The 21,905-nt window shown below is 65.7% G+C and carries 19 protein-coding genes; 8 read left to right on the top strand and 11 right to left on the bottom strand.

Annotated elements, in window-relative coordinates; genetic code table 11:
• The 3 genes from ACREB7_RS11520 to ACREB7_RS11510 form a co-directional block, all read left to right on the top strand.
• A partial coding sequence (locus ACREB7_RS11520; RefSeq protein WP_431592413.1) for a chorismate synthase occupies positions 1 to 542 on the top strand: 542 nt, incomplete at its 5' end.
• Positions 543 to 549: 7 nt separating this feature from the next.
• The gene (locus ACREB7_RS11515) at positions 550 to 2,331 is read left to right on the top strand and encodes an SLC13 family permease (protein ID WP_431592412.1); all 1,782 of its coding nucleotides are present in this window, start codon (positions 550 to 552) and stop codon (positions 2,329 to 2,331) included.
• Between the two features lie 95 nt (positions 2,332 to 2,426).
• Positions 2,427 to 3,770 carry a dicarboxylate/amino acid:cation symporter gene (locus tag ACREB7_RS11510; protein WP_431592411.1) on the top strand — a complete coding sequence of 448 codons (1,344 nt, stop codon included), beginning with the start codon at positions 2,427 to 2,429 and terminating at the stop codon, positions 3,768 to 3,770.
• 26 nt (positions 3,771 to 3,796) lie between these two features.
• On the opposite strand, the gene ACREB7_RS11505 is transcribed toward ACREB7_RS11510, so the two are convergent.
• A complete protein-coding gene (locus ACREB7_RS11505; protein ID WP_431592410.1) occupies positions 3,797 to 4,819 on the bottom strand; it encodes a hypothetical protein in 1,023 nt (340 codons plus the stop codon).
• 177 nt (positions 4,820 to 4,996) lie between these two features.
• Between ACREB7_RS11505 and ACREB7_RS11500 the strand changes: the two genes are divergently transcribed.
• Together ACREB7_RS11500 and ACREB7_RS11495 are read left to right on the top strand one after the other, a co-directional pair.
• Complete coding sequence (locus ACREB7_RS11500; RefSeq protein ID WP_431592409.1) at positions 4,997 to 6,388, top strand: cytochrome P450; 1,392 nt, start codon at positions 4,997 to 4,999, stop codon at positions 6,386 to 6,388.
• A gap of 232 nt (positions 6,389 to 6,620) precedes the next feature.
• The gene (locus tag ACREB7_RS11495; protein WP_431592408.1) at positions 6,621 to 7,337 is read left to right on the top strand and encodes an extensin family protein; all 717 of its coding nucleotides are present in this window, start codon (positions 6,621 to 6,623) and stop codon (positions 7,335 to 7,337) included.
• Here the strand turns inward: ACREB7_RS11495 and ACREB7_RS11490 are convergent, their stop codons facing one another.
• The 9 genes from ACREB7_RS11490 to ACREB7_RS11450 form a co-directional block, all read right to left on the bottom strand.
• Positions 7,338 to 7,694: a HesB/IscA family protein gene (locus ACREB7_RS11490; RefSeq protein WP_431592407.1), complete on the bottom strand. Its 357-nt coding sequence runs from the start codon at positions 7,692 to 7,694 to the stop codon at positions 7,338 to 7,340.
• The gene (locus ACREB7_RS11485) at positions 7,694 to 8,164 is read right to left on the bottom strand and encodes an SUF system Fe-S cluster assembly protein (RefSeq protein ID WP_431592406.1); all 471 of its coding nucleotides are present in this window, start codon (positions 8,162 to 8,164) and stop codon (positions 7,694 to 7,696) included. The genes ACREB7_RS11490 and ACREB7_RS11485 overlap by 1 nt, the downstream gene beginning before the upstream one ends.
• The gene (locus tag ACREB7_RS11480; protein ID WP_431592416.1) at positions 8,161 to 9,306 is read right to left on the bottom strand and encodes an aminotransferase class V-fold PLP-dependent enzyme; all 1,146 of its coding nucleotides are present in this window, start codon (positions 9,304 to 9,306) and stop codon (positions 8,161 to 8,163) included. The genes ACREB7_RS11485 and ACREB7_RS11480 overlap by 4 nt, the downstream gene beginning before the upstream one ends.
• An 89-nt stretch (positions 9,307 to 9,395) precedes the next feature.
• A complete protein-coding gene (locus ACREB7_RS11475; protein WP_431592405.1) occupies positions 9,396 to 10,127 on the bottom strand; it encodes a SufD family Fe-S cluster assembly protein in 732 nt (243 codons plus the stop codon).
• Between the two features lie 112 nt (positions 10,128 to 10,239).
• Positions 10,240 to 11,061 carry a Fe-S cluster assembly ATPase SufC gene (sufC, locus tag ACREB7_RS11470; RefSeq protein ID WP_431592404.1) on the bottom strand — a complete coding sequence of 274 codons (822 nt, stop codon included), beginning with the start codon at positions 11,059 to 11,061 and terminating at the stop codon, positions 10,240 to 10,242.
• A 187-nt stretch (positions 11,062 to 11,248) separates the two neighbouring features.
• Positions 11,249 to 12,736, bottom strand: a complete 1,488-nt coding sequence (gene sufB, locus ACREB7_RS11465) for a Fe-S cluster assembly protein SufB (RefSeq protein ID WP_431592403.1) — start codon at positions 12,734 to 12,736, stop codon at positions 11,249 to 11,251.
• A 3-nt stretch (positions 12,737 to 12,739) separates the two neighbouring features.
• On the bottom strand, positions 12,740 to 13,231 hold the full coding sequence (locus tag ACREB7_RS11460; RefSeq protein WP_431592402.1) for an SUF system Fe-S cluster assembly regulator: 492 nt from the start codon (positions 13,229 to 13,231) through the stop codon (positions 12,740 to 12,742).
• 291 nt (positions 13,232 to 13,522) lie between these two features.
• Positions 13,523 to 14,410 (bottom strand): helix-turn-helix domain-containing protein, encoded by an 888-nt coding sequence (locus ACREB7_RS11455; RefSeq protein WP_431592401.1) that lies wholly within the window; start codon positions 14,408 to 14,410, stop codon positions 13,523 to 13,525.
• Positions 14,411 to 14,507: 97 nt separating this feature from the next.
• Positions 14,508 to 16,307, bottom strand: a complete 1,800-nt coding sequence (locus ACREB7_RS11450) for a DUF885 domain-containing protein (RefSeq protein ID WP_431592415.1) — start codon at positions 16,305 to 16,307, stop codon at positions 14,508 to 14,510.
• A 104-nt stretch (positions 16,308 to 16,411) separates the two neighbouring features.
• Here ACREB7_RS11450 and ACREB7_RS11445 point away from each other — a divergent pair, with 104 nt between their 5' ends.
• The 3 genes from ACREB7_RS11445 (at position 16,412) to ACREB7_RS11435 (ending at position 21,312) form a co-directional block, all read left to right on the top strand.
• Positions 16,412 to 17,485, top strand: coding sequence for a quinone-dependent dihydroorotate dehydrogenase (locus ACREB7_RS11445; protein WP_431592400.1), 1,074 nt, complete (start codon positions 16,412 to 16,414; stop codon positions 17,483 to 17,485).
• A gap of 165 nt (positions 17,486 to 17,650) precedes the next feature.
• A complete protein-coding gene (gene ggt, locus ACREB7_RS11440) occupies positions 17,651 to 19,342 on the top strand; it encodes a gamma-glutamyltransferase (protein WP_431592399.1) in 1,692 nt (563 codons plus the stop codon).
• Between the two features lie 140 nt (positions 19,343 to 19,482).
• Positions 19,483 to 21,312 carry an AMP-dependent synthetase/ligase gene (locus ACREB7_RS11435; RefSeq protein WP_431592398.1) on the top strand — a complete coding sequence of 610 codons (1,830 nt, stop codon included), beginning with the start codon at positions 19,483 to 19,485 and terminating at the stop codon, positions 21,310 to 21,312.
• Positions 21,313 to 21,423: 111 nt separating this feature from the next.
• Here ACREB7_RS11435 and ACREB7_RS11430 read toward each other — a convergent pair whose 3' ends face one another.
• Positions 21,424 to 21,873 carry a DUF6491 family protein gene (locus ACREB7_RS11430; RefSeq protein ID WP_431592397.1) on the bottom strand — a complete coding sequence of 150 codons (450 nt, stop codon included), beginning with the start codon at positions 21,871 to 21,873 and terminating at the stop codon, positions 21,424 to 21,426.
• Positions 21,874 to 21,905 lie beyond the last annotated feature (32 nt).

Below are 21,905 nucleotides of genomic sequence, written 5' to 3'. Positions count from 1 at the left end.
GGCCCGACCCCGCCGCCGCGCAGCGCTGGGAAGGGCTGATGGACGCCGCGCGCAAATCGGGGTCGTCGCTGGGCGCGGTGATCGAATGTGCGGCGAGCGGCGTGCCCGCCGGCTGGGGCGCGCCGATCTATGCCAAGCTCGACAGCGACCTTGCCGCGGCGATGATGGGGATCAACGCCGTCAAGGGCGTCGAAATCGGCGCGGGTTTCCATGCGGCGCGGCTGCGCGGCGAGGAAAATGCCGACCCGATGCGTCCCGCGAGCGACGGCAGCAATCGCCCCGATTTCCTGTCGAACAATGCCGGCGGCATCGCGGGCGGCATTTCGACCGGTCAGCCGGTGGTCGTGCGCGTCGCGTTCAAACCGACCAGCTCGATCCTGACCCCGGTGCCGACGATCAACAAGGCGGGCGAGGCCGCCGACATCGTCACCAAGGGCCGCCACGACCCCTGCGTCGGCATCCGCGGCGCTCCGGTGGTCGAGGCGATGATGGCGCTCGTCCTCGCCGACCATAAATTGCTCCACCGCGCGCAGACGGGGTGACGGCCGCGTGATCGAGACCGTCCACGCGTTCATCCTTGCGAACCAGGCGGTCATCGGTCTTGTCGTGCTGGCGGCGATGTTCGTCGCTTTTCTGTGGGAACGCTATCCGCCGTCGGTGGTCGCGGTGGCCACCACCGGCGTCCTGCTGACGCTCGGTCTTCTCGACGAGAAGGCGGCGTTTGCGGTCTTTTCGAACAGCGCGCCGCTGACCGTCGGGGCGATGTTTATCCTGTCGGGGGCGTTGATCCGCACCGGGGTGATCGACCGCGTCGGCAATTATATCGTCGATCGCGCCTCGCGGCATCCCCGGCTCGCGGTGGTCGAGGTCTTTGGCGGCGCGCTGGTCGCCTCGGCCTTCCTCAACAATACGCCGGTCGTCGTCGTGCTGATGCCGGTGTGTTTCCGGCTGGCGACCGCGCTCGACATCTCGCCCAAGAAATTGCTGATGCCGCTGTCGATCGTCGCGGTGCTCGGCGGCTGCCTGACGCTGATCGGTACCTCGACCAACCTGGTCGTCGCCGGCATCGCCGAACAGGCGGGGATCGCGCCCTTCGGCCTCTTTTCGATCACCCCTTATGGGCTTGCCGCCGCCGTCGTCGGGCTTGTCGGGCTGGTGCTGATGTCGCGGCTGCTTCCCGGCGACCAGCCGCGCGCGGGCGCGTTCAACACCGAAACCGAACAGCTCTATCTCACCGAACTGACCCTCGCCGAGGACGACCCCGCCGTCGGCATGGCGGTGAGCGTCGCCGGGCTCGGCATCGCGCCGTCGGCGATCATCGGCATCATCGCCCATGGCCGGCTGCTTTCGGCCGAGGAAAGCGAGCATCATGCGCTCGCGGCGGGCAACCGCATCGTTGCGCGCCTCGACGGCGCGGCGCTGATGACGTTGCGCGAGGAAAAACGCTTCGGCATCGGCATCGGCGACGGCGCGGGCAAGACCGCCTCGGTCGTCGAGGTCACCGTCGCGCCGACCCACCGGTCGATCGGTCGCCCGCTTGCCGAAATCCCGTTTCTCCAGCGCCAGCGCGTCGCCCTGCTCGGGGTCGCGCGTTTTCGGCACAATCCCGGTCCGACGCTGGCCGAAAATCGCATTCGCGCCGCCGACCGCCTGCTGGTCGAGGCGGACCCCGCCAATGTCGAACAACTGCGCAGCAACGTCGGGCTGATCGGCCTCGCGTCGGCGACCGCGACCGCGTTTCGGCGCAAGCGCGCGTGGATCGCGATGTCGGCGATGGCGCTCGTCGTGCTGTTGTCGGCGGTCGATATCGTGTCGATCGGCGCCGCCGCCTTCATCGCGGTCGCGGTCATCCTCGTCACCCGCTGCCTCGACGCGTCGGAGGCATGGGCGAGCATCGACGGCGATGTGCTGGTGCTGATCTTTGCGATGCTCGCGGTCGGCGCCGCGATGGAATCGGCGGGATCGGTCGCGCTGCTGGTCAATGCGATCGAGCCTCTGCTCGCCACCGCGCCCCCCTGGGCGGTGATCGCGATCGTCTATTTCACCGCGCTGATCCTGTCCGAATTGCTCAGCAACAATGCCGTCGCGGCGTTGATGGCGCCGCTCGTCATCGGCATCGCCCCCGCGACCGGCATGGCGCCCGAACCTTTGCTGATCGCGTTGATGCTCGGCGCGTCGATCTGTTTTGCGACCCCGGTGGGGTATCAGACCAACGCGCTCGTCTATGCGGCGGGCGATTATCGCTTCATGGACTTTGTGCGCATCGGCGTGCCGCTCAACATATTGACCGGCGTTGCGGGCTGCGCCGCGCTGGCGCTTTGGGCGACCTGATCCGCTTTTATATCGCCAGCGATTGCCCGCCGGACGGCTGGCTGTTACCCCCGCTCCCATAAACGTCCGCTGCGGCGGGACAGGGGAGTGAAAATATGGCGCGTCGCCTGACGATGTATATTCTGATTGGCATGATCCTGGGGGTCATCGTCGGTTATGCGGTGCGGGTTACCGTGCCCGCCGACAGCCAGGCGTTCGAATATTGGCTCAAGAGCTTTTCGCTGCTCGCCACCATCTTCCTTAACCTGATCAAGCTGGTCGTAGCGCCGCTGATTCTCGGCACTTTGGTCGCGGGCATCGCGCATATGGGCGACAGCTCGGCGCTCGGCCGCATCGGCACCCGCGCCATCGCCTGGTTCATCCTCGCCAGCCTGATTTCGATCAGCCTCGGCCTGATCATGGTCAATTTTTTCCAGCCCGGCGCCGGGCTCAACCTGACCGTCGGCGCGCATTCGCTCGCCGAAGTTGGTGAGGTCAAGAAGCTCGACATGTTCCAGTTCATCGAACATGTCTTTCCCAAGAACATCTTCCAGGCGATGGCGGAGAACAACGTCCTCCAGATCCTCGTCTTCTCGCTGTTCGCGGGCGTCGGGCTCACCGCGATCGGCGAAAAGGGCAAGCCGCTGGTGCGCGGGGCCGAGGCGCTGGCGGAATTGATGCTGCAGATCACCGGCTATGTGATGCGCCTCGCGCCGCTCGCGGTGTTCGGCGCGCTCGCCGGGGTCGTCGCCAAATATGGCCTCGGCATCCTCGCCACCTATGCGGAGCTGGTGACCGAATTCTACCTGTCGCTGTTCGTGCTGTGGGCGATCCTGCTCGGCATCGGCGCGATCTTCCTGCGCGGACGGATCGTCTCGCTGATTCGCTATATCCGCGAACCGCTGTTGATCGCCTTCTCGACCGCCTCGTCCGAAGCGGCGATGCCGAAGCTGTTCGAACAGCTCGACCGGTTCGGCGTGCCGCGCCGCATCTCGGGCTTCGTGCTGCCGCTGGGCTACAGCTTCAACCTCGACGGGTCGATGATGTACGCCAGCTTCGCGACGCTTTTCATCGCGCAGGCTTATAATATCGAGCTGTCGATGACCCAGCAGATCCTGATCCTGCTGACCCTGATGGTGTCGTCGAAGGGCATCGCGGCGGTGCCGCGCGCCAGCCTGGTGGTGATCACCGCGACGCTCGCGATGTTCGACCTGCCGGTCGAGGGCGTGGCGCTGATCTTCGCGATCGACCAGTTCCTCGACATGGGCCGCACCGCGACCAACGTCGTCGGCAATGCCGTCGCGACCTCGGTCATCACCAAATGGGAAGGTATGCTCGAAGAGCCCGACCCGGCGGACCTCGACCGGCCCCACGCCCCCGCGCACACCGTGCATGGCGGGGCGCGGGGCCTCGATCTTGCCGAAGACATGGTCCGCGACGAACGGAGCGAGAAGGGCTGACCCTCCTCGCGACGCTCTAGCGACGCTTAATCCTCGCGGACGTGGTTCTGCCGGTCGGCGGGGCTGACCCTGGTCGCCGGCTGCGGGCGCGGCGCGCTTGCGGCGGGCGGCGGGGTGTTGCGGACCACTGGCGGCGCCGCGCGGACGGGGGGAGCAGCCTGCGACGGCGCGGGGCGCGGGGCAGCGCTGGCACCGCCACCGCCTCCACCGAAACCGCCGCCCGGGCGGGGGCGCGGCGCGGTGCCGGCGGCCCCATTGCCCGGATTGCCCTGCCATTGCGGGCGCCCGGAACCCGGAACACGATCGGGACGATTCGGACGGACCGGGACGGTCCCGGTCGACGGATAGGGGTTGCCGCTGCCGCTGCCGGCGCCGGGACGCGGGCGTGTGCCGCGCGGCCCGTCATTGTCGCCGCGGCCGGGGCCGCCCCAGCCGCCCGGACGGCCATCGCCGCGACCGGGATCGATCGGCGTCGTGCCGGTCGGCGGATTGCCCGTGCCATTGCCTGAGCCGGGGCGCGGCGGACGGGTGCCGCGCGGCCCATCATGGTCGCGGTCGCGTCCGTCCCAGCCGCCGGGGCGGCCACCCGGGCGACCATCGCCGCGCGGGCCGTCACCGCGGCCGCCGCCGTTGCCGTTCCAATGGCCGTCGCCGCGGCCGCCATGATGTTTCCACCACGCGCGCCGCCCGCCCCAATAGTTCAGATATTGGCCGCGCAGCGGATAGCGGTTGTTGTAGCTGTCAAAGAGCCACAGGCCCGAACCCGGGTAATAATAATTGTCGTACCAGCCGCCGCCGAAGCCGATGTTGACGAAGCCCGCGCCATAGTCGCTGCCGTCGTAGCAGTCATAGCCATAGCCGTCGTCATAGGCATAAGGATCGGCGTCGTAATAATCGTCGCCATATTGCGCGACGCAGTCGTTGCCGGCGTAGCCGCCGCCATAGCTCGACCCATAGCCATTCACGTCGCCATAATAGCAGCCGCCGAGGCTCGTCGTCGCCAGCGCGCCGAGCGCGAGGCCGAGAGGGCGGCGAAGGAAGTTTGCCATGCTTTTATCCTTGGTAACGGCCCGCACCGACGGGCCGATCATCTTGGCCGCCAATCTGTCCGAGTCGAGTTGAATTTGCGGTGAATGGAGTCACGGCAGCGCCAGGACGTTACTTGCATCAATGTCAGTAGTGCGATACCCGTGGCACCGCACCCCATTTGACGAGGAAATCTCCGCATGAACGCCCCCGCCAAATTCACCTGGTCTGAAGCGCGTTTCGGGTCCGACACGGCGCACTGGCTGCCGCGCGGCGACGAGCGCCTGCTCGACCATATCCCGGGCGAGGACGGCATGCCTTTGCTCGGCACGACGCTCGACCAGCTCAAGGACCCGCAGGGCTTCTCGCGGCGGATGGTCGCCAAATATGGCAAGGTCTATCGCACCAGGAGCTTCGGCGGGCGCAGCGTCGCGATTCACGGGCCCGAGGCGAACGAACTGGCGATGTTCGACCGCGACAAGAATTTCTCGTCCGAACAGGGCTGGGGGCCGGTGCTCAACCTGCTCTTCCCGCGCGGGCTGATGCTGATGGATTTCGAAAAGCATCGCGCCGACCGCAAGACGCTGTCGGTGGCGTTCAAGCCCGAACCGATGCGCCTCTATGCTGACAGCCTGAACGCCGGGATCAAGGATCGCGTCGCGTCGTGGAGCGGGCAGACGTTCAAATTCTATCCCGCGATCAAACAGCTGACGCTCGACCTCGCCGCGACCAGCTTCCTCGGCATTCCCTGGGGCCCCGAGGCGGAGAAGATCAACAAGAGCTTTGTCGACATGGTGCAGGCGTCGATCGGCATCGTCCGCCGCCCGCTGCCCTTCACCGCGATGGGGCGCGGCGTCGCGGGGCGCAAATATCTGGTCGACTATTTCAGCCGGATGGTCCCCGAACGCCGCACCTCCGACGGCGAGGACATGTTCACGCAAATCTGCCAGGCGCGCGACGAGAATGGCGACTATCTCAGCGTCGAGGCGATCGTCGACCATATGAATTTCCTGATGATGGCGGCGCACGACACGATCACCAGCTCGATCAGCTCGCTCGTCTGGCTGCTCGCCAAGAATCCCGAATGGCAGGACAGGCTGCGCGAGGAAATGCTGCGCGTCGCGCCGGCGGGCGAAGGGGTTGGTCACAATAGCCTCAACGAGCTCGAACTCACCGAATGGGCGTTCAAGGAAGCGCTCAGGATGATCCCGCCCGTCCCGAGCATCCCGCGCCGCGCGCTCAGGGATTTCGAATTCGGCGGCTACACCATTCCGGCAGGCACCAGCGTCGGGGTCAATCCCGGCTACACGCACATGATGCCCGAATATTGGCCCGAGCCCGAGACCTTCGACCCGATGCGCTTCTCGCCCGAGGGGGCGAAGGGGCGGCACAAATATGCCTGGGTGCCGTTCGGCGGCGGTGCGCATATGTGCCTGGGGCTGCACTTCGCGTATATGCAGGCGAAGATCTTTTTCCACCATGTGATCACGACGCACCGCATCAGCGTCGCCGAGGGCTATGATCCCGACTGGTATATGTGGCCGATCCCGCGCCCAAAGGACGGGTTGCTGGTGACGTTCGAAAAGCTGTAAACACTCGCCTCCCCCTTGATCGGGGAGGCAGCGAGACTTGGAAGCTTGCTTCCCGGTCGCAGCGGAGGGGGTGAGCTTGCGGCCTTAGGCGGCGGTCAGCCCGCCCGCCGTGTCGCCGCCGACAATCAGGATCCTTCGCGCCGCCATGCGAACGCTATCCCGTGTGGCATGGCTTTCAACAAGCGGTAATTTGGCGCTGGAACGGTCCTCGCCATGCGGGCATGGGGCGAGGGTGAACAGCATCCGCCCCTATCTGACCTGGTTCGTCGCCGCGTTGTTGCTCGCCGTCGTCGCGGTCGGCGCGATGCAGTGGCTCGGCGATCACCCCCAGCACAACCCCACCGCGCGCTTCGAACTCGCGCATCCGCAAGGCTGGGCGACGCATCGCAAGCTGGTGGTGCTGGCGGGCGACGATGCCGCCTGTTTTGCCGCCTTCGAACGCGCGCGGGCGGGCTATGAGCGGCGGCCGGTGGTCGGGCAGGGTGTCTGCCGTGCGAGCCAGCGCATGGTGCTGACCGGCAATCGCCTCGTGCCGACGATGCGCCCCGCGCATGTCGCGCCCGGCTGCGCCGTGACCGCCGCGATGGCGCTGTGGACCCGCGATGTCGTCCAGCCGCTCGCGCAAAGGCATTTCGGGCAGAAGGTCGTCGAGCTCGAAAATCTCGGCAGCTACAACTGCCGCAAGATCGCGGGCAAGCAGGCGCAGAGCCAGCATTCGACCGCGAATGCGATCGATATTTCGGCCTTCGTGCTGGCCGACGGCACCCGCATCACGCTGGTCGGCGACTGGAATGACGGCGACGCGCGCAGCGAATTTCTGCACGAGGTGCGCGACGCGTCATGCGGCCTGTTCAGCACCGTGCTGTCGCCCGACTATAACAGCGCTCATGCCGACCATTTCCACCTCGACATGGCTGCGCGCACGGCTGGCTGGACGGTGTGCCGCTAGTTAGACGGTGAAGCTCTCGCCGCAACCGCACGCGCCCTTGGCGTTCGGGTTTTCGAACACGAAGCCCGCCGCGAAATCATCCTCGACCCAGTCCATGACGCTGCCGATCAGGTACAGCACCGACGCGCCGTCGATGTAGAAAATGCCGCCGGGGGTCTCGATCTTCTCGTCGAACTTTTGTTCTTCGGTGACATAGTCGACCGAGTAAGCGAGCCCCGAACAGCCACGGCGCGGGGTCGACAGGCGGACGCCGATCGCGCCTTCGGGTGCGGACGCCATCAGCGCCGCGACGCGGTCTTCCGCGCCGGCGGTGAGCGTTACGGCGGCCGGGCGGGCGCGGGTTTTCAGGTCGGTCATCACAACATTCCCAGTTCGAGGCGCGCTTCGTCGCTCATATTCTCCGGCGACCACGGCGGGTCCCAGACCAGATTGACCTCGGCATCGCCGACGCCCGGCACCGCGCCGACGCGCAGTTCGACTTCGGCGGGCATCGATTCGGCGACCGGGCAATGCGGCGTGGTCAGCGTCATCGTGACCATGACATGGCCTTCGTCGATCTCGACATTGTAGATCAGGCCGAGGTCATAGATGTTGACCGGAATTTCGGGGTCGAAGATGTCCTTGAGCGCGTTGATGACAGCCTCGTACAGGTCGCCGCCGACCGCGCCGGGTTCGGTCGCTGCGGGTTTGGCCGCAAGGAAGCCTTCCAGATAGTCGCGCTTGCGCTCCAATTTCTCAGGTGCGGTCTCGACATCCTCGACGCGCGCTTTCGGCGGCGCCTCGACGCTCGTCACTTCTTCCACCTTGATCATCCGATCCTCGCTCATCCGAAAATCCTCTCGACGCGCGACAGGCCCTCGATCAGGGCCGCCACATCGTCGTCATTGCTGTAAACGCCAAAACTCGCGCGCGCGGTCGCGGGAACGCCCAGATGCTCCATCAGCGGCTGCGCGCAATGGTGCCCGGCGCGGATCGCGACCCCGCTTTCGTCCAAGATAGTGCCGATGTCGTGCGGATGAACCCCCGCCATCGCAAAACTGACGATTCCGGCGCTGGTGTCGGGGCCGAACAAGGTGATGCTGTTCCGCCGCGCGAGTTGTTCGCGCAAGCTGCCGACCAGCGCAACTTCATGCGCGTGGATCGCCTCGACGCCGATCGCTTCGACATAATCGACCGCAGCGGCAAGCCCAAGCGCCTCGATAATCGCCGGCGTCCCTGCTTCGAAACGGGTCGGCGCGGGCGCGTAGGTCGTCTTTTCGAAGGTCACCCGGTCGATCATCGACCCGCCACCCTGCCAGGGCGGCAGCGTATCGAGCTTGTCGCTCCACAGCACCCCGATGCCGGTAGGGCCGTAAAGCTTGTGCCCCGAGAAGACATAATAGTCGCAGCCGAGCGCTGCGACATCGACCGGCAGGCGCGGTACCGCCTGGCAACCGTCGACCAGCAACTCGGCGCCGACACGGTGCGCGAGTTCCGCCGCGCGCGCGACGTCGAGCGGGCTGCCGAGCACGTTCGACACATGCGCAAAGGCGACCATCGTGTGTTCGCTGGTCAGCAGCTTTTCGGCGGCGGCCAAATCGATGCGCCCGTCCGCGGTCAGCGGGCAAACATCGACCTGCCAGCCCGCAAGTTGCCAGGGCACGATATTGCTGTGATGTTCCAGCGTCGAGAGCAGCACACGGCCCTTTTTCGGATGCGAGTAAGCGACAAGGTTGATCGCCTCGGTCGCGCCGCGCACAAAGGCGATCTCATTCTCGCGCGCGCCGATAAACGCCGCAATCCGCCGCCGCGCCGCCTCATAGGCGAGCGTCATGTCGGCCGAGCGCGCATAGACGCCGCGATGGACGGTCGCATAGTCGCGGCCCATCGCATTGACGGTCGCATCGATCACCGCCTGCGGCTTCTGCGCGGTCGCGGCGGTATCGAGATAGTGCCAATTGCCGGACAGCCCCGGAAACTGACCCCGAATCCCGTTTGTGTCGAGCGAAGTCGAGACACGTTGGTGCCCGGCTTCACGTCCCTCGACTTCGCTCGGGACGAACGGCGAGGAGAGGCTGCTCACACCAATTCCCCCAGCTTTGCCAACGCCAGGTCCTGCAACCGCGCCGCATCCTCGGCGCCATCGAACACGCCGGCAACGAACGCCTGCAGCATCAGCTTCTTCGCCTCGCCCGGCGGCAACCCGCGCGATTGCAGATAATAGAGCGCCATCGCATCCAACTCGCCGATCGCGCAGCCATGCGCACATTTCACATCGTCGGCGAAGATTTCGAGCTCGGGCTTGGCGTTGGCGGTCGCGCTGCGGTCGAGCAGCATCGCCTTCACATCCTGCGCGCTGTCGGTCGCTTGCGCATCGCGCGCGACCGCGACCTTGCCGAGATAGGTGCCGGTGGCATGGCCGCCGAGCACCGAGCGCACAACCTGCCGCGACGTCGCGCCGGGTTCGGCATGGGTCACGGTGGTGACGATCTCGAGATTCTGCTCCCCGCCGCCGATCTGCGCCGCGCCGAGGGTAAAGTCGGCGCCTTCGTGGAGCGTCACGGCGAGTTCGATCCGGCCATAGCTGCCGCCGATATTCAGGACATGCAACGCCGCAACCGCACCCTTGCCGAGCGACATTTCGATCTGCCGGATACCGCCTTGATCCTGCACGATCGCATGACGAAAGTCGCCGCCTGCGGGCACGATGATGCTCTCGGGCGCGGGCAATGGCCAGAGGCGCGCCAGCGCCTCCATATCGCTGTACCGCCAGGCCTCATCGCGGCGCGTCGGGATTTGTGCCGCCATCACGGCCTGTCCCCCTCCGCGTCTCCGCGTCTCCGCGTGAACAAAATATGGGATTCACGCGGAGACGCGGAGGCGCGGAGAGAAAAAGAGAGGGCGCCTGCGGCGGGGAGGTGGGTCACGCCGCGATCTCCGCATAGCCTTCGCGTTCGAGTTCGAGTGCCAGTTCGGGGCCGCCCGACTTGACGATGCGGCCGCCCGCGAGAACGTGGACGAAATCGGGCTGCACATAGTCGAGCAGCCGCTGGTAATGGGTGATCAGCAGCACTGCCTTGTCGGGGCGTCGCATGATGGCGTTGATCCCGTCGCCGACGATGCGCAGCGCGTCGATGTCGAGGCCGGAGTCCGTCTCGTCGAGGATCGCGAGCTTGGGGTCGAGGATGCCCATCTGCACCATCTCGTTGCGCTTCTTCTCGCCGCCCGAAAAGCCGACGTTCACCGGGCGCTTGAGCATGTCCATGTCCATCTTGAGCAGCCCAGCCTTCTCGCGCGCCAGCTTCAGGAAATCGCCGCCCGACAGCGGTTCCTGTCCGCGCGCCTTGCGCTGGGCGTTCAGGCTCTCGCGCAGGAACTGGACGTTCGACACGCCGGGAATTTCGACCGGATATTGGAACCCCAGGAACAGGCCCGCTGCGGCACGCTCGTGCGGGTCGAGCGCGAGGAGGTCGAGCGTCTCGGTCGTTCCCGTACCCCGCTGAAAGCCGGAACCCGGCTCGCCGGCCGCATCTGCACCGGGGAACATGACATCGGGCGTGAAGCTCACCGAACCCTCGGTGACCTCATAGCCCGGCCGTCCGCCGAGAACATAGGACAGCGTCGACTTGCCCGCCCCATTGGGCCCCATGATCGCATGGATCTCGCCCGCATTGATGGCGAGCGACAGACCCTTCAGGATCGGCTTGTCGGCGACGGTGGCGTGGAGGTTTTCAATTTTGAGCATGGTGTTGGTCGATCTTATATTCGTGAGATTCGATTTGGACGGGGCCATCCGTTGATCGTCGGTGTCTCGACTTGCGGGACGCGGACGAAGCCATGGGCGCCGCCCGTTTGATTATGCGGATTGGGAACCAACTCCGGTTCGCAAGCAGGCGCGACTGGTGGTCGCTTTTGAAACACCCAGCGCAGCATCATCCCACGCTCCCCTCAAGGCTGATCCCCAGCAATTTCTGCGCCTCGACCGCAAACTCCATCGGCAGCTGCTGCAGCACTTCCTTGGCAAAGCCGTTGACGATCAGCGCCACCGCTTCTTCCTGTCCCAGCCCGCGCTGCATCGCGTAGAAGAGCTGGTCGTCGCTGATCTTGCTCGTCGTCGCTTCATGCTCGACCGTCGCGCTCGGGTTGCGGACCTCGATATACGGGACGGTGTGCGCGCCGCTGAGCGACCCCAAAAGCAGGCTGTCGCACTGGGTGAAGTTGCGCACGCCCTCGGCGTTCGGCGCGACGCGGACGATGCCGCGATAGGTGTTGTTCGACTTGCCCGCGCTGATCCCCTTGCTGACGATGGTCGAGCGCGTGCGCTTGCCATTGTGGATCATCTTGGTCCCGGTGTCGGCCTGCTGATAATTGTTGGTGACCGCGACCGAATAGAATTCGCCGACGCTGTCGTCGCCGTTGAGCACGCAGCTCGGATATTTCCAGGTGATCGCCGAGCCGGTTTCGACCTGCGTCCACGACACCTTGCTGCGCTTGCCTTGACACAGCGCGCGCTTGGTGACGAAATTATAGATGCCGCCAAGGCCCTCGGCATTGCCGGGATACCAGTTCTGCACCGTCGAATATTTGATCTCGGCATCGTCGAGCGTCACCAGTTCGACGACCGCGGCGTGGAGCTGATTCTCGTCGCGCATCGGCGCGGTGCAGCCTTCGAGATAGCTGACATACGCGCCCTTGTCGGCGATGATCAAAGTCCGCTCGAACTGCCCGGTATTTTCGGCATTGATGCGGAAATAGGTCGACAGCTCCATCGGGCAGCGCACCCCCTCGGGAACATAAACGAAGGTGCCGTCGGAAAAGACCGCGCAGTTCAACGTCGCGAAATAATTGTCGTGCATCGGCACGACCTTGCCGAGCCACTTCTTCACCAGCTCGGGATATTCGCGGATCGCCTCGGAAATCGAGAGGAAGATCACGCCCGCGCGCTTCAATTCCTCGCGGAAGGTCGTCGCGACGCTGACGCTGTCGAACACCGCATCGACCGCGACCTTGCGCGCGCCCTCGACCCCCGCGAGAACCTTCTGCTCCTCGATCGGGATGCCGAGCTTTTTATAAACCTCGAGGATCTCGGGATCGACCTCGTCGAGGCTGCCGAGCTTGGGTTTGGGCTTCGGCGCGGCATAATAGTACGCATCCTGGTAGTCGATCGGCGGGACGTTGAGCTTCGCCCAGTCGGGCGTTTCCATCGTCTGCCAATGACGAAACGCCTTCAGCCGCCAGTCGAGCATCCATTCGGGCTCGTTCTTCTTCGCCGAAATGAAGCGGACCGTATCCTCGGTCAGCCCCTTGGGGGCGAAGTCGGTCTCGATGGTCGAGGACCAGCCATGCTCATAATCGGCGACCTTCGCCGCTGCATCGTGCGCGGCCTGGTCCTTGACGGGGAGTTCGGTGTTGTCGGTCATATCTTAACTCGTCGCCCCCGCAAAGGCGGGGGCCGCTGTCGGTGTATGCTGCATCGCTGGCGTAGATTCGCCAGCGGTCCCCGCCTTCGCGGGGACGACGGCTAAACTCGCCAGACTGATCTCCGCCAAAGCCCCGCGCACCGCGCCGTTCACGACGCCCCAATGCGGCTGCACCTTGCAGCTGCCCTCAAGCGAACAGTCATGCCGCCCTTCGGACACGCAGGAGGTGAGGGCGATCGGTCCTTCGACCGCTTCGATGATATCGGCGACGCTGATCGCCGCCGCCGGCCGCGCGAGCCGCACCCCGCCGCCGCTGCCGCGCGAGGCGACGAGCAGGCCCGCCCGGGCGAGGCCGCTCACCAGCTTCTGCGCCGTCGGCCCGGGAATCCCGGTCTGCTCGGCGAGCATCGCGGCGTGCAGCGGCACCGACCCGCACTGGCGGGCGGCGGCGCTCATCAGCACCACGGCATAGTCGGCAAGGTTGGACAGGCGCATCGCGGCTCTCTGTCGCGCGCAAATTGCGAACGATTCTTAACTGGAGTGATTTACTCCACTTATATAGGCGAGGCTTTTGCAGCGCGCAAGCAAGGCGGTTTTGGCCGCGCCCAAGAAAAAAAGGCACCCACCCGGCCGGAGCCGAATGAGTGCCAAGATGAAGGTCTCGTTCCTCTGAAAGAGGCGAGCTCTTCTGGGTCGCAAGCCCCGAATATGGGGCGGCGACGATTCGCGATTGTATGGAAACGCCAAAACGTCGGTGCGTGGAATTTTTGTTCGTCAACGCGCCGTTTAGGTTTCGGAGACCATCGGGCTGACCTTGCCCGCCATCTGCTTGCGCCCCTTCGCGGTCGCCTCGGTATAGGGCGAGGGTCGGGCAAGCTGGCCCGGGGTCGCGCCGGCGAAGCGCTTGATCTCGCGGATCAGGTGCGACTGGTCGTAAAAGGCGTCGCCGAGTTCGGCGTCGTCGAGCTTTTCGCCGCGCGCCAGCGCCGATGCGGCGCGCACCGCGCGATATTTGCGCGCCAGCATGCGCGGCGACAGGCCGTAATAATGTTTCGTCATACGCTCGACCGATCGGATCGACATGCCCGTCGCCTCGACCAGTTCGGGCACCTGGGGGGAGGGGGAGGCGGTCAGCCATTCGTCGACGGTGCGGGTGAACCACACCGGCGCCGGCTCGTTCTTCTTCAATATCTCGCGGACGAAATTATTGCCGATCACCAGCCGTTCGGCGGTGTCGGCGGCGTTGCCGATCGCGTCGACCACCTCCTCGATCCAGTCGCCGAACAGGTCGGCGGCGTTGATCGCGCGGTCGGTCAGCTTGTCGGCGTGCGATCCCATCAGCGTCGCCCAGCCGGCGGGCATCAGGCCGAAGCCATACATGCGCAGCGGACCGTTGCCGATCGCCCGCACGCTGCCGCTGGTCGGGCCGATGATCGTCGCGCGCCCGGCCGGGAAACGATAACCGTCGGGGAAGATATATTCGCCCTCGGGCACGTCCATGATGCGAAATTGCGGGCGGTCGGCGCGTTCGCTTTCGTCGAACAGGGGCAGGTCGATGCGGACGAAATAGAAACTCGACACCATTTCCGCCAGATCGGGATCGGGCGGAAAATACTGCAGCTCGAACGGCTCATCGCCGTCCGCGCCCGGTGGCGTGGATGTAGCTTCCGTCATGGCGAGACCCGACCCCGACGGCTGGTTGCCGCCTGTTTAACTGGTCCAATTCATTTGCCTTTCGGCGCCGCGCGTCAAGCCGCAATCGTCAAGCGGGTTAACTCTTTTTGGCGGCGATCCACGCATCGACCCGCCGTTCGAGCACATCGAGCGGGACCGGCCCCGATTCGAGCACGACATCGTGAAAGGCGCGAAAATCGAACCGGTCGCCCATCGCCGCCTGTGCGCGGCGGCGCAATTCCATGATCTTGAGCTTGCCGATCAGATAGGCTGTCGCCTGCCCGGGATAGACGACATAGCGCTCGATCGCCTTTTCGATGTCGCCCTGCGGGTTCGGGGTATTGTCCTTGAGATACTGGATCGCCTGTTCGCGGGTCCAGCGCTTGTCGTGGATCCCGGTGTCGACGACGAGCCGCGTCGCGCGCCACAATTCCATGCCCAGCCGCCCGAAATCGGCATAGGGATCGGTGTAGAAACCCATGTCCTTGGCGAGTTCCTCCGAATAGAGGCCCCAGCCCTCGGTGTAGGCGGTGAAACCACCGAAGCGGCGGAAGGGCGGCAGGCCGGTCAGTTCGGTCTGCACCGCGCGCTGCAGATGATGCCCCGGCACGCCCTCGTGATAGGCCAGCGCCTCCAATTCGGTCTTGGGCATGTCGCGCAGGTCATAGAGGTTCACATAATAGATGCCCGGTCGCGACCCGTCGGGGGCCGGGGAGGAATAAAAGGCCTTGCCCGCCGATTTCTCGCGGAACGCCTCGACCGCCTTCACCTGCAGCGCCGATTTGGGGAGGGTGTTGAAGAAAGCGGGCAGCCGCGCCTCCATCGCCTTCACATGCGCGTCGACGTCGGCGAGATAGGCCTCGCGCGTCGTGTGATAATATTGCGGGCTGGTGCGCAGATGGTCGAAAAACTGGTTGAGCGTGCCCTTGAACCCAACCTGGACCATGATCTTCTTCATCTCGCCATGGATGCGCGCGACCTCGGACAGGCCGAGGTCGTGGATCTGCGCGGCGGTCATGTCGGTCGTCGTGTAATTGGCGAGCAGCGCCTCATAATAGGCCTTGCCGCCCGGCATCCGCCACACGCCGTCCTGCGTCGGCGCGATCGCCTGCTGGCGCGTCATCTCGGCCGCGAGCCGCGTGTAGGCCGGGCCGGCGCTTTCCGACCAGGCGGCCCTCGCGGCGGCGATCAGCCGCGCCTTTTCGGCGGCGTCGATGTCGAGCTTGTTCACCTTGGCGCTGATGTCCTCGATCACCGCATTGTCGGGCTTGGTCAGGTTGGCGATGTCCGAAATGACATAGGGATAGACCCATTTGGGCGGCGCAAAACCTTTCGCGGCGCGCTCGGCCGACTGCGCCGACAGCGCGTCAAGGATCGGTCCCATTTCGCGAATGCGCGACACATAGGCCTCGGCCTCGGCGACATTGGCGACGCGGTGGATATTGATCAGGAAGGCGGGCATCTGGCTTTGCGCGCCGTTCATCTGGTCGAAGACATAACCATGGTCGCGGAACGCGAACAGGCGCTCGGCGCGCGCCGCCTGCGCGTTGAACAGCTCGAACGACAGCGCCTCGTCGGCCGACAGCGTTTTGGGATCAAAGCTGCCGCGCATCGCCTCGGCGGTCGCGGTCTGCAGCTTGAAGCGCGCCACCGCGGCCTCGTCCGACACATCGTCCCATGCGCCATAATCGCCGTCGCGCACCCCGCGCCGCGCCTTGGTCTCGGGTGAGAGCGACAGTTGCGCGGCGTCATATTTGTCGAAGAATTCGGCGAGGTTGGCGCCGGCGGGCGCGACCTCGGCGGGGGGCGTCGCCGCTGCGGTCGCGGGCGCCTGTTCGGCCGCGATGGGCGCGCATCCGGCCACCGTCAGGGCGAACAGGGCAGTGGACAGGGGCATCAGGATACGAAGCTGCGACACGATTTTCTCCCGGTTTTTCCGATGGATTTTTGGCGACGTTGCGGGCTTGCCATAGGCCCCCGCGCGGCGCAATGGCGGGGGCCATGACGCTCTTCGCTTCCCTGACCGACGCGGCCTATGCGCTCGTCCGCCCGATCGTCCACGCGACCGACGGCGAGGCGGCGCATAATCTGACGCTCGCGGCGCTCGAACCTTTGCCGCGCGCGCGCGCCGCGCTGACCAGCCCAATCCTGGAAACCAGGGTGGCGGGCCTGACCTTCCCGAACCCCGTCGGCCTTGCCCCCGGCTTCGACAAGGATGCCCGCGCCGCCGCCGTGATGCCGCGCTTCGGTTTCGGCTTCGTCGAGGTCGGCACGCTGACCCCGCTGCCGCAGGAGGGCAATCCGCGTCCGCGGCTGTTCCGGCTGGTCGAGGATGGCGCGGTGATCAACCGCATGGGATTCAACAATGGCGGGCAGGCGGCGGTGGCGGAACGCATCGTCAAGCTCCGCGCCTGCGGTATCGCGGTGCCGCTCGGCATCAATATCGGCGCCAACAAGGACAGCGCCGACCGTATCGCCGACTATGCCAAGGGCACGGCGGCGATGGCGCCGCTCGCCGATTATCTGACCGTCAACATCAGCTCGCCCAACACCCCAGGGCTGCGCGCGTTGCAGGACAAGGGGGCGCTTGAGGCGCTGCTCGACGCGGTCGCCGCCGCGCAGCCGGCCGATGCCGCCAAGCCGGTGTTCCTCAAGGTCGCGCCCGACCTCGAACCCGCCGACATCGACGACCTCGTCACCGTCGCGCTCGACAAGGGGCTCGCGGCGCTGATCGTCTCGAACACCACCATCGCGCGGCCCATACTGCGCTCGCGCCATGCGGAGGAGGCCGGCGGCCTGTCGGGCGCGCCGCTCCACGACCTTGCGCTCCAGCGGCTCAAGGACTTTCGCGCCGCGAGCGGCGGCGGCATTCCGCTGATCGGCGTCGGCGGCATCGCCAATGCCGAACAGGCCTGGGCGCGCATCCGCGCCGGGGCCAGCCTCGTCCAAATCTATTCGGCGATGGTCTTCGCCGGCCCCGGCCTCGCGGCGCGGATCGCGCGCGGGCTCGAGGATCTGGCGGTGCGCGATGGCTTTACGCATGTCGCCGATGCGGTCGGGGTGGGCGCCGAATGATCTTCTCCCCTCCTGCTTGCGGGAGGGGGCGGGGGAGGGCGTGTCGATTTTGCGCCGGGTGACACTTACACAGGCCCTCCCCTGGCCCCGCCCGCAAGCGGGAGGGGGACTGGTTTCTGCCACTCGGACTTGCACCATCCTTCCCTCCGCGCCAATGTCCCGCGCATGATCAACAGACTCCTCGCCGCCTTCGCCCTTTTCCTGACAACGCTTCCCTCGCTCGCCGCCGCGCAGGGGGTGACCTCGTCCGCCGACCCGCGCGCGACCGAGGCGGGACGACAGATCCTGCACGAGGGCGGCTCGGCCGCCGACGCCGCGATGGCGATGATGCTGGTGCTGACCCTCGTCGAACCGCAATCGAGCGGCGTCGGCGGCGGCGGTTTCCTCGTCTACCATGACGCAAAGACCGACCAGACGGGGACGGTCAACGGCCGCGAAATGGCGCCTGCGTCGGCAAAGCCCGACCGCTTCCTCGGCCCCGACGGCAAGCCGCGCGGTTATGGCGACGTCATTCCCGGCGGCCTGTCGGTCGGCGTTCCCGGCAATGTTCGCCTGATGGAACTGACCCACAAGAAATGGGGCAAGCTCGAATGGAAGGCGCTGTTTCAGCCCGCGATCAAGCTTGCCGACGAAGGATTTCAGGTCACCCCCGCGCTCTATGGCTGGCTCGACCGCGTCCAGGACACGTGGAAGGATTTCCCCGCCGCGCGCGCCCTTTATTATGTCGACGGCAAGCCTGCGCCGGTCGGCACGGTCATCCGGAACCCGGCCTATGCCGCGCTGCTGCGCGACATTGCCGCGCGCGGCCCCGACGCCTTCTACACCGGCGCCAATGCCAAGGCGATCAGCGATGCGGTGGCGAAATCGACGCGCAACCCCGCGCTGCTGACCGCCAAGGACCTTGCCGCCTATAAGGCGCAGGACAAGCCCGCGGTCTGCACCACCTATCGCATCTATAAAGTCTGCGGCATGGGCCCGCCCTCGTCGGGCGCGACCACCGTCTTCGGCATCCTCGGCATGATCGAGGGCTGGGACATGAAGATGATGGGCAAGGACAATCCGATGAGCTGGCATCTGCTGTCCGAGGCGATGCAGCTGGCTTATGCCGATCGCGAGACATATCTCGGCGACAGCGATTTCGTCGATGTCCCCGTCGCCGGCCTGCTCGACAAGGCCTATCTGTCGCAGCGTCGTCAGTTGATCTCGCCCTATGGCCGTGCCGCTTCCTATCCCGCCGGCAACCCGCCGGGCGCGCAACCGCGCACCCCGTCGGGTCAGGTCCCCGAACAGGGCACGACCCATTTCGTCGCGGTCGACAAGGACGGCAATGTCGCCTCGATGACCTCGACGATCGAGAGCATTTTCGGCAGCAACCTCAACGCCAACGGCTTTTTCCTCAACAACGAGCTCACCGATTTCGACCTTAACCCGGTGCGCGGCGAAGCGCCCGCCGCCAACCGCGTGCAGGCGGGCAAGCGCCCGCTGTCCTCGATGTCGCCGACGATCGTCTATGGCCCCGACGGCAAGGTCGTGCTCGCCCTCGGGTCGGCGGGCGGCAAGCGGATCATCATGCATGTCACCAAGACGTTGGTCGGGGTGCTCGACTGGGGTCTCTCCGCCGAGGACGCGATCGCGCTGCCCAATCTTTTCTTCGGGCAGCAGGGCGTGCTGATCGAAAATGACGCGGCGGGCAAGGCGCTCGCCGACAAGATGGCGCCCTTCGGCTATTCCTTCGTGCCGACCGACCTCGGATCGAAACTCAACGCGGCGCAGCGCGTTGGCGACGGGTGGCGTGGCGCCGCCGATCCGCGCGGCCCCGGCACATCGTCGGTGGATGGCGCGCCGCCGCAGAGCTAGGAATGATAGAAGCCGCGGCGCGCCAATAAATAGGGACAGTCCCTATTTAATTCGGGCCAACCGAGAACGGCCAAGAAACAGAAGAAATTAAATAGGGACTGTCCCTATTTATTGAATACCTCTCCGGGAGAGCAAGAGGCATGAAGCTGGAAAACCCGCATCTCGACCATTTTCCGAGCCTGGTCGCGATGTTCTTCGACCGTGCGGCGCGCGGTGGCGAAGACCCGTTCCTGTGGCGCAAGGCCGACCGCGCCTGGCATCCGCTGAGCTGGCGGCAGGTCGCGAACCAGGTGTCGGCGCTCGCGCATCATCTGCGCGAGCTCGGCCTGAAGCCCGGCGACCGCGTCGTCCTGGTCAGCGAGAATCGCCCCGAATTCTGCATCGCCGACCTCGCGATCATGGCGGCGGGCTGCATCACCGTGCCGACCTACACCACCAACACCGAACGCGATCACCAGCATATCCTCGACAACAGCGGCGCGAAGGCGGTGATCGTCTCGACCGCCAAACTCGCGCGCGTGCTGATGCCGGCGGTGATGCGGTCGGACGCCAATCTGGTGATCAGCATGGAGTCCTTGCGCGTCGGCCAGCAGGGCGATGTGCGCGTCCACGACTGGGCGCCGCTGGTTGAGGGCGGCGAGGCGTATCTGGAGGAGACCCGCGCGCGCGCGCTGGAATTCAAGCGCGGGGATGTCGCCTGCCTCATCTACACCAGCGGCACCGGCGGGGCGCCGCGCGGGGTGATGCAGCATCATGGCGCGATCCTGCACAATGCGGCGGGGGCGGCGGAGGTGCTCGTCAACGACTTCGGGATCGGCGACGAGGAGGTGTTCCTCTCCTTCCTGCCGCTCAGCCACGCCTATGAACATTCGGGCGGGCAGTTCCTGCCGATCATGGTCGGCGCGCAAATCTATTATAGCGAGGGGCTCGAAAAGCTCGTCTCGAACATCGAGGAAACGCGCCCGACGATCATGGTCGTCGTCCCGCGGCTGTTCGAGGTGATCCGCGCGCGGATGATCAAGTCGGTCGAAAAACAGGGCAAGCTCGCGAACTGGATGCTGGGGCAGGCGATCCGGGTCGGCGAAAAGGACTATGAGCGCCGCAAGGGCATTCTCGACGGCCCGGTCGACCTGATCCTCAACAAATTGTTCCGCCCGAAGATCCAGCAGCGCTTCGGCGGCCGGATGAAGGCGCTGGTGTCGGGCGGCGCGCCGCTCAATCCCGAAATCGGGGTGTTTTTCCACTCGATCGGCCTGACCCTGCTCCAGGGCTACGGCCAGACCGAGGCGGGCCCGGTGATCAGCTGCAACCGCCCGTCGGTCGGGCTCAAGATGGACACTGTCGGCCCGCCGCTGATGAATACCGAGGTCAGGATCGCCGACGACGGCGAGATATTGGTGCGCGGCGAACTGGTGATGAAGGGCTATTGGCGCAACAAGCCCGAGACCGAGCGCGTGCTGGTCGTCGATCCCGCCGAACCCGACAAGGGACCGTGGCTGCACACCGGCGACATCGGCCATATCGATCCGAAGGGCCGCATCGTCATCACCGACCGCAAGAAGGACCTGATCGTCAACGACAAGGGCGACAATGTTGCGCCGCAGCGGGTGGAGGGTATGCTGACGCTCCAGCCCGAGATCCTGCAGGCGATGGTCTATGGCGACAAGCGTCCGCATCTGGTCGGGCTGATTGTGCCCGATCCCGAATGGGCCGCCGAATGGGCCGAGGCCGAGGGATTGCCCAGGGACATGAAGCTGCTGCGCGAGCATGAAAAATTCCGCACGGCGCTGCGCGCGGCGGTCGACCGGGTGAACGGCCAGCTGTCGGTGATCGAAAAGGTCCGCAAATTCGACATCGCGGACGAGGCGTTCACGATCGAGAATGAACAGATGACGCCGTCGATGAAGATCCGCCGCCACATCCTGCGCGAGGTTTACGCTGACAAGATCGCGGCGATGTATAGGGGATAGAGCAGCCTCTTCCCTTCACGGGCGGGCGAAAAAGCTAATGACGGGCGGGGGTTGCGACCCGAAGAGCTCGGCGCAAACCGGAACCCCGCCCGTCGCTGAACCGCTACGGGTTCAGCCTTCGTCCCCCGCCGGTTTGCGATAGGGGACAAAATCGCCAAGCACGCAGGTCGGGCCGCGCATGCCGCTCGACCGGTCGACCAGGTGGAAAAAATCGCCGCTGCAGGTCGAACCGCCGAACTGGCGGACGACCATGATGTCGCTGTCGCGCGCGAGCCCGGGGCAGCTGCCTTTCAGGTCGTTGCGATACACGAGCCGCCCGCCCGCGCGGTACAACAGGATATCGTCGGAAATGCGGATCGTTTCATAGGTCGCGCTGTTCGACAGGCAATTCACCGGCTTGCCGGGAACCTTGCCCGCCAGCTGTTTGCCGAGCCGCTCGCTCTGTTTTGGCGTCAGCGCTTCGGCGCGCGGCGCGCCGGTGTCGGACGACGCGCAGCTTGCGAGCAACGGCGCCATCGCGGCGGCCAGCACCGCCGCCTGCATTGGATTACACTTCGCCATGACGGCACTCCTGCGACGATGACAATTTACGG

The organism is Sphingopyxis sp. (genome assembly GCF_050725615.1).
Taxonomy (GTDB): domain Bacteria; phylum Pseudomonadota; class Alphaproteobacteria; order Sphingomonadales; family Sphingomonadaceae; genus Sphingopyxis.
This window is presented reverse-complemented; position numbering and strand designations above follow the sequence as displayed.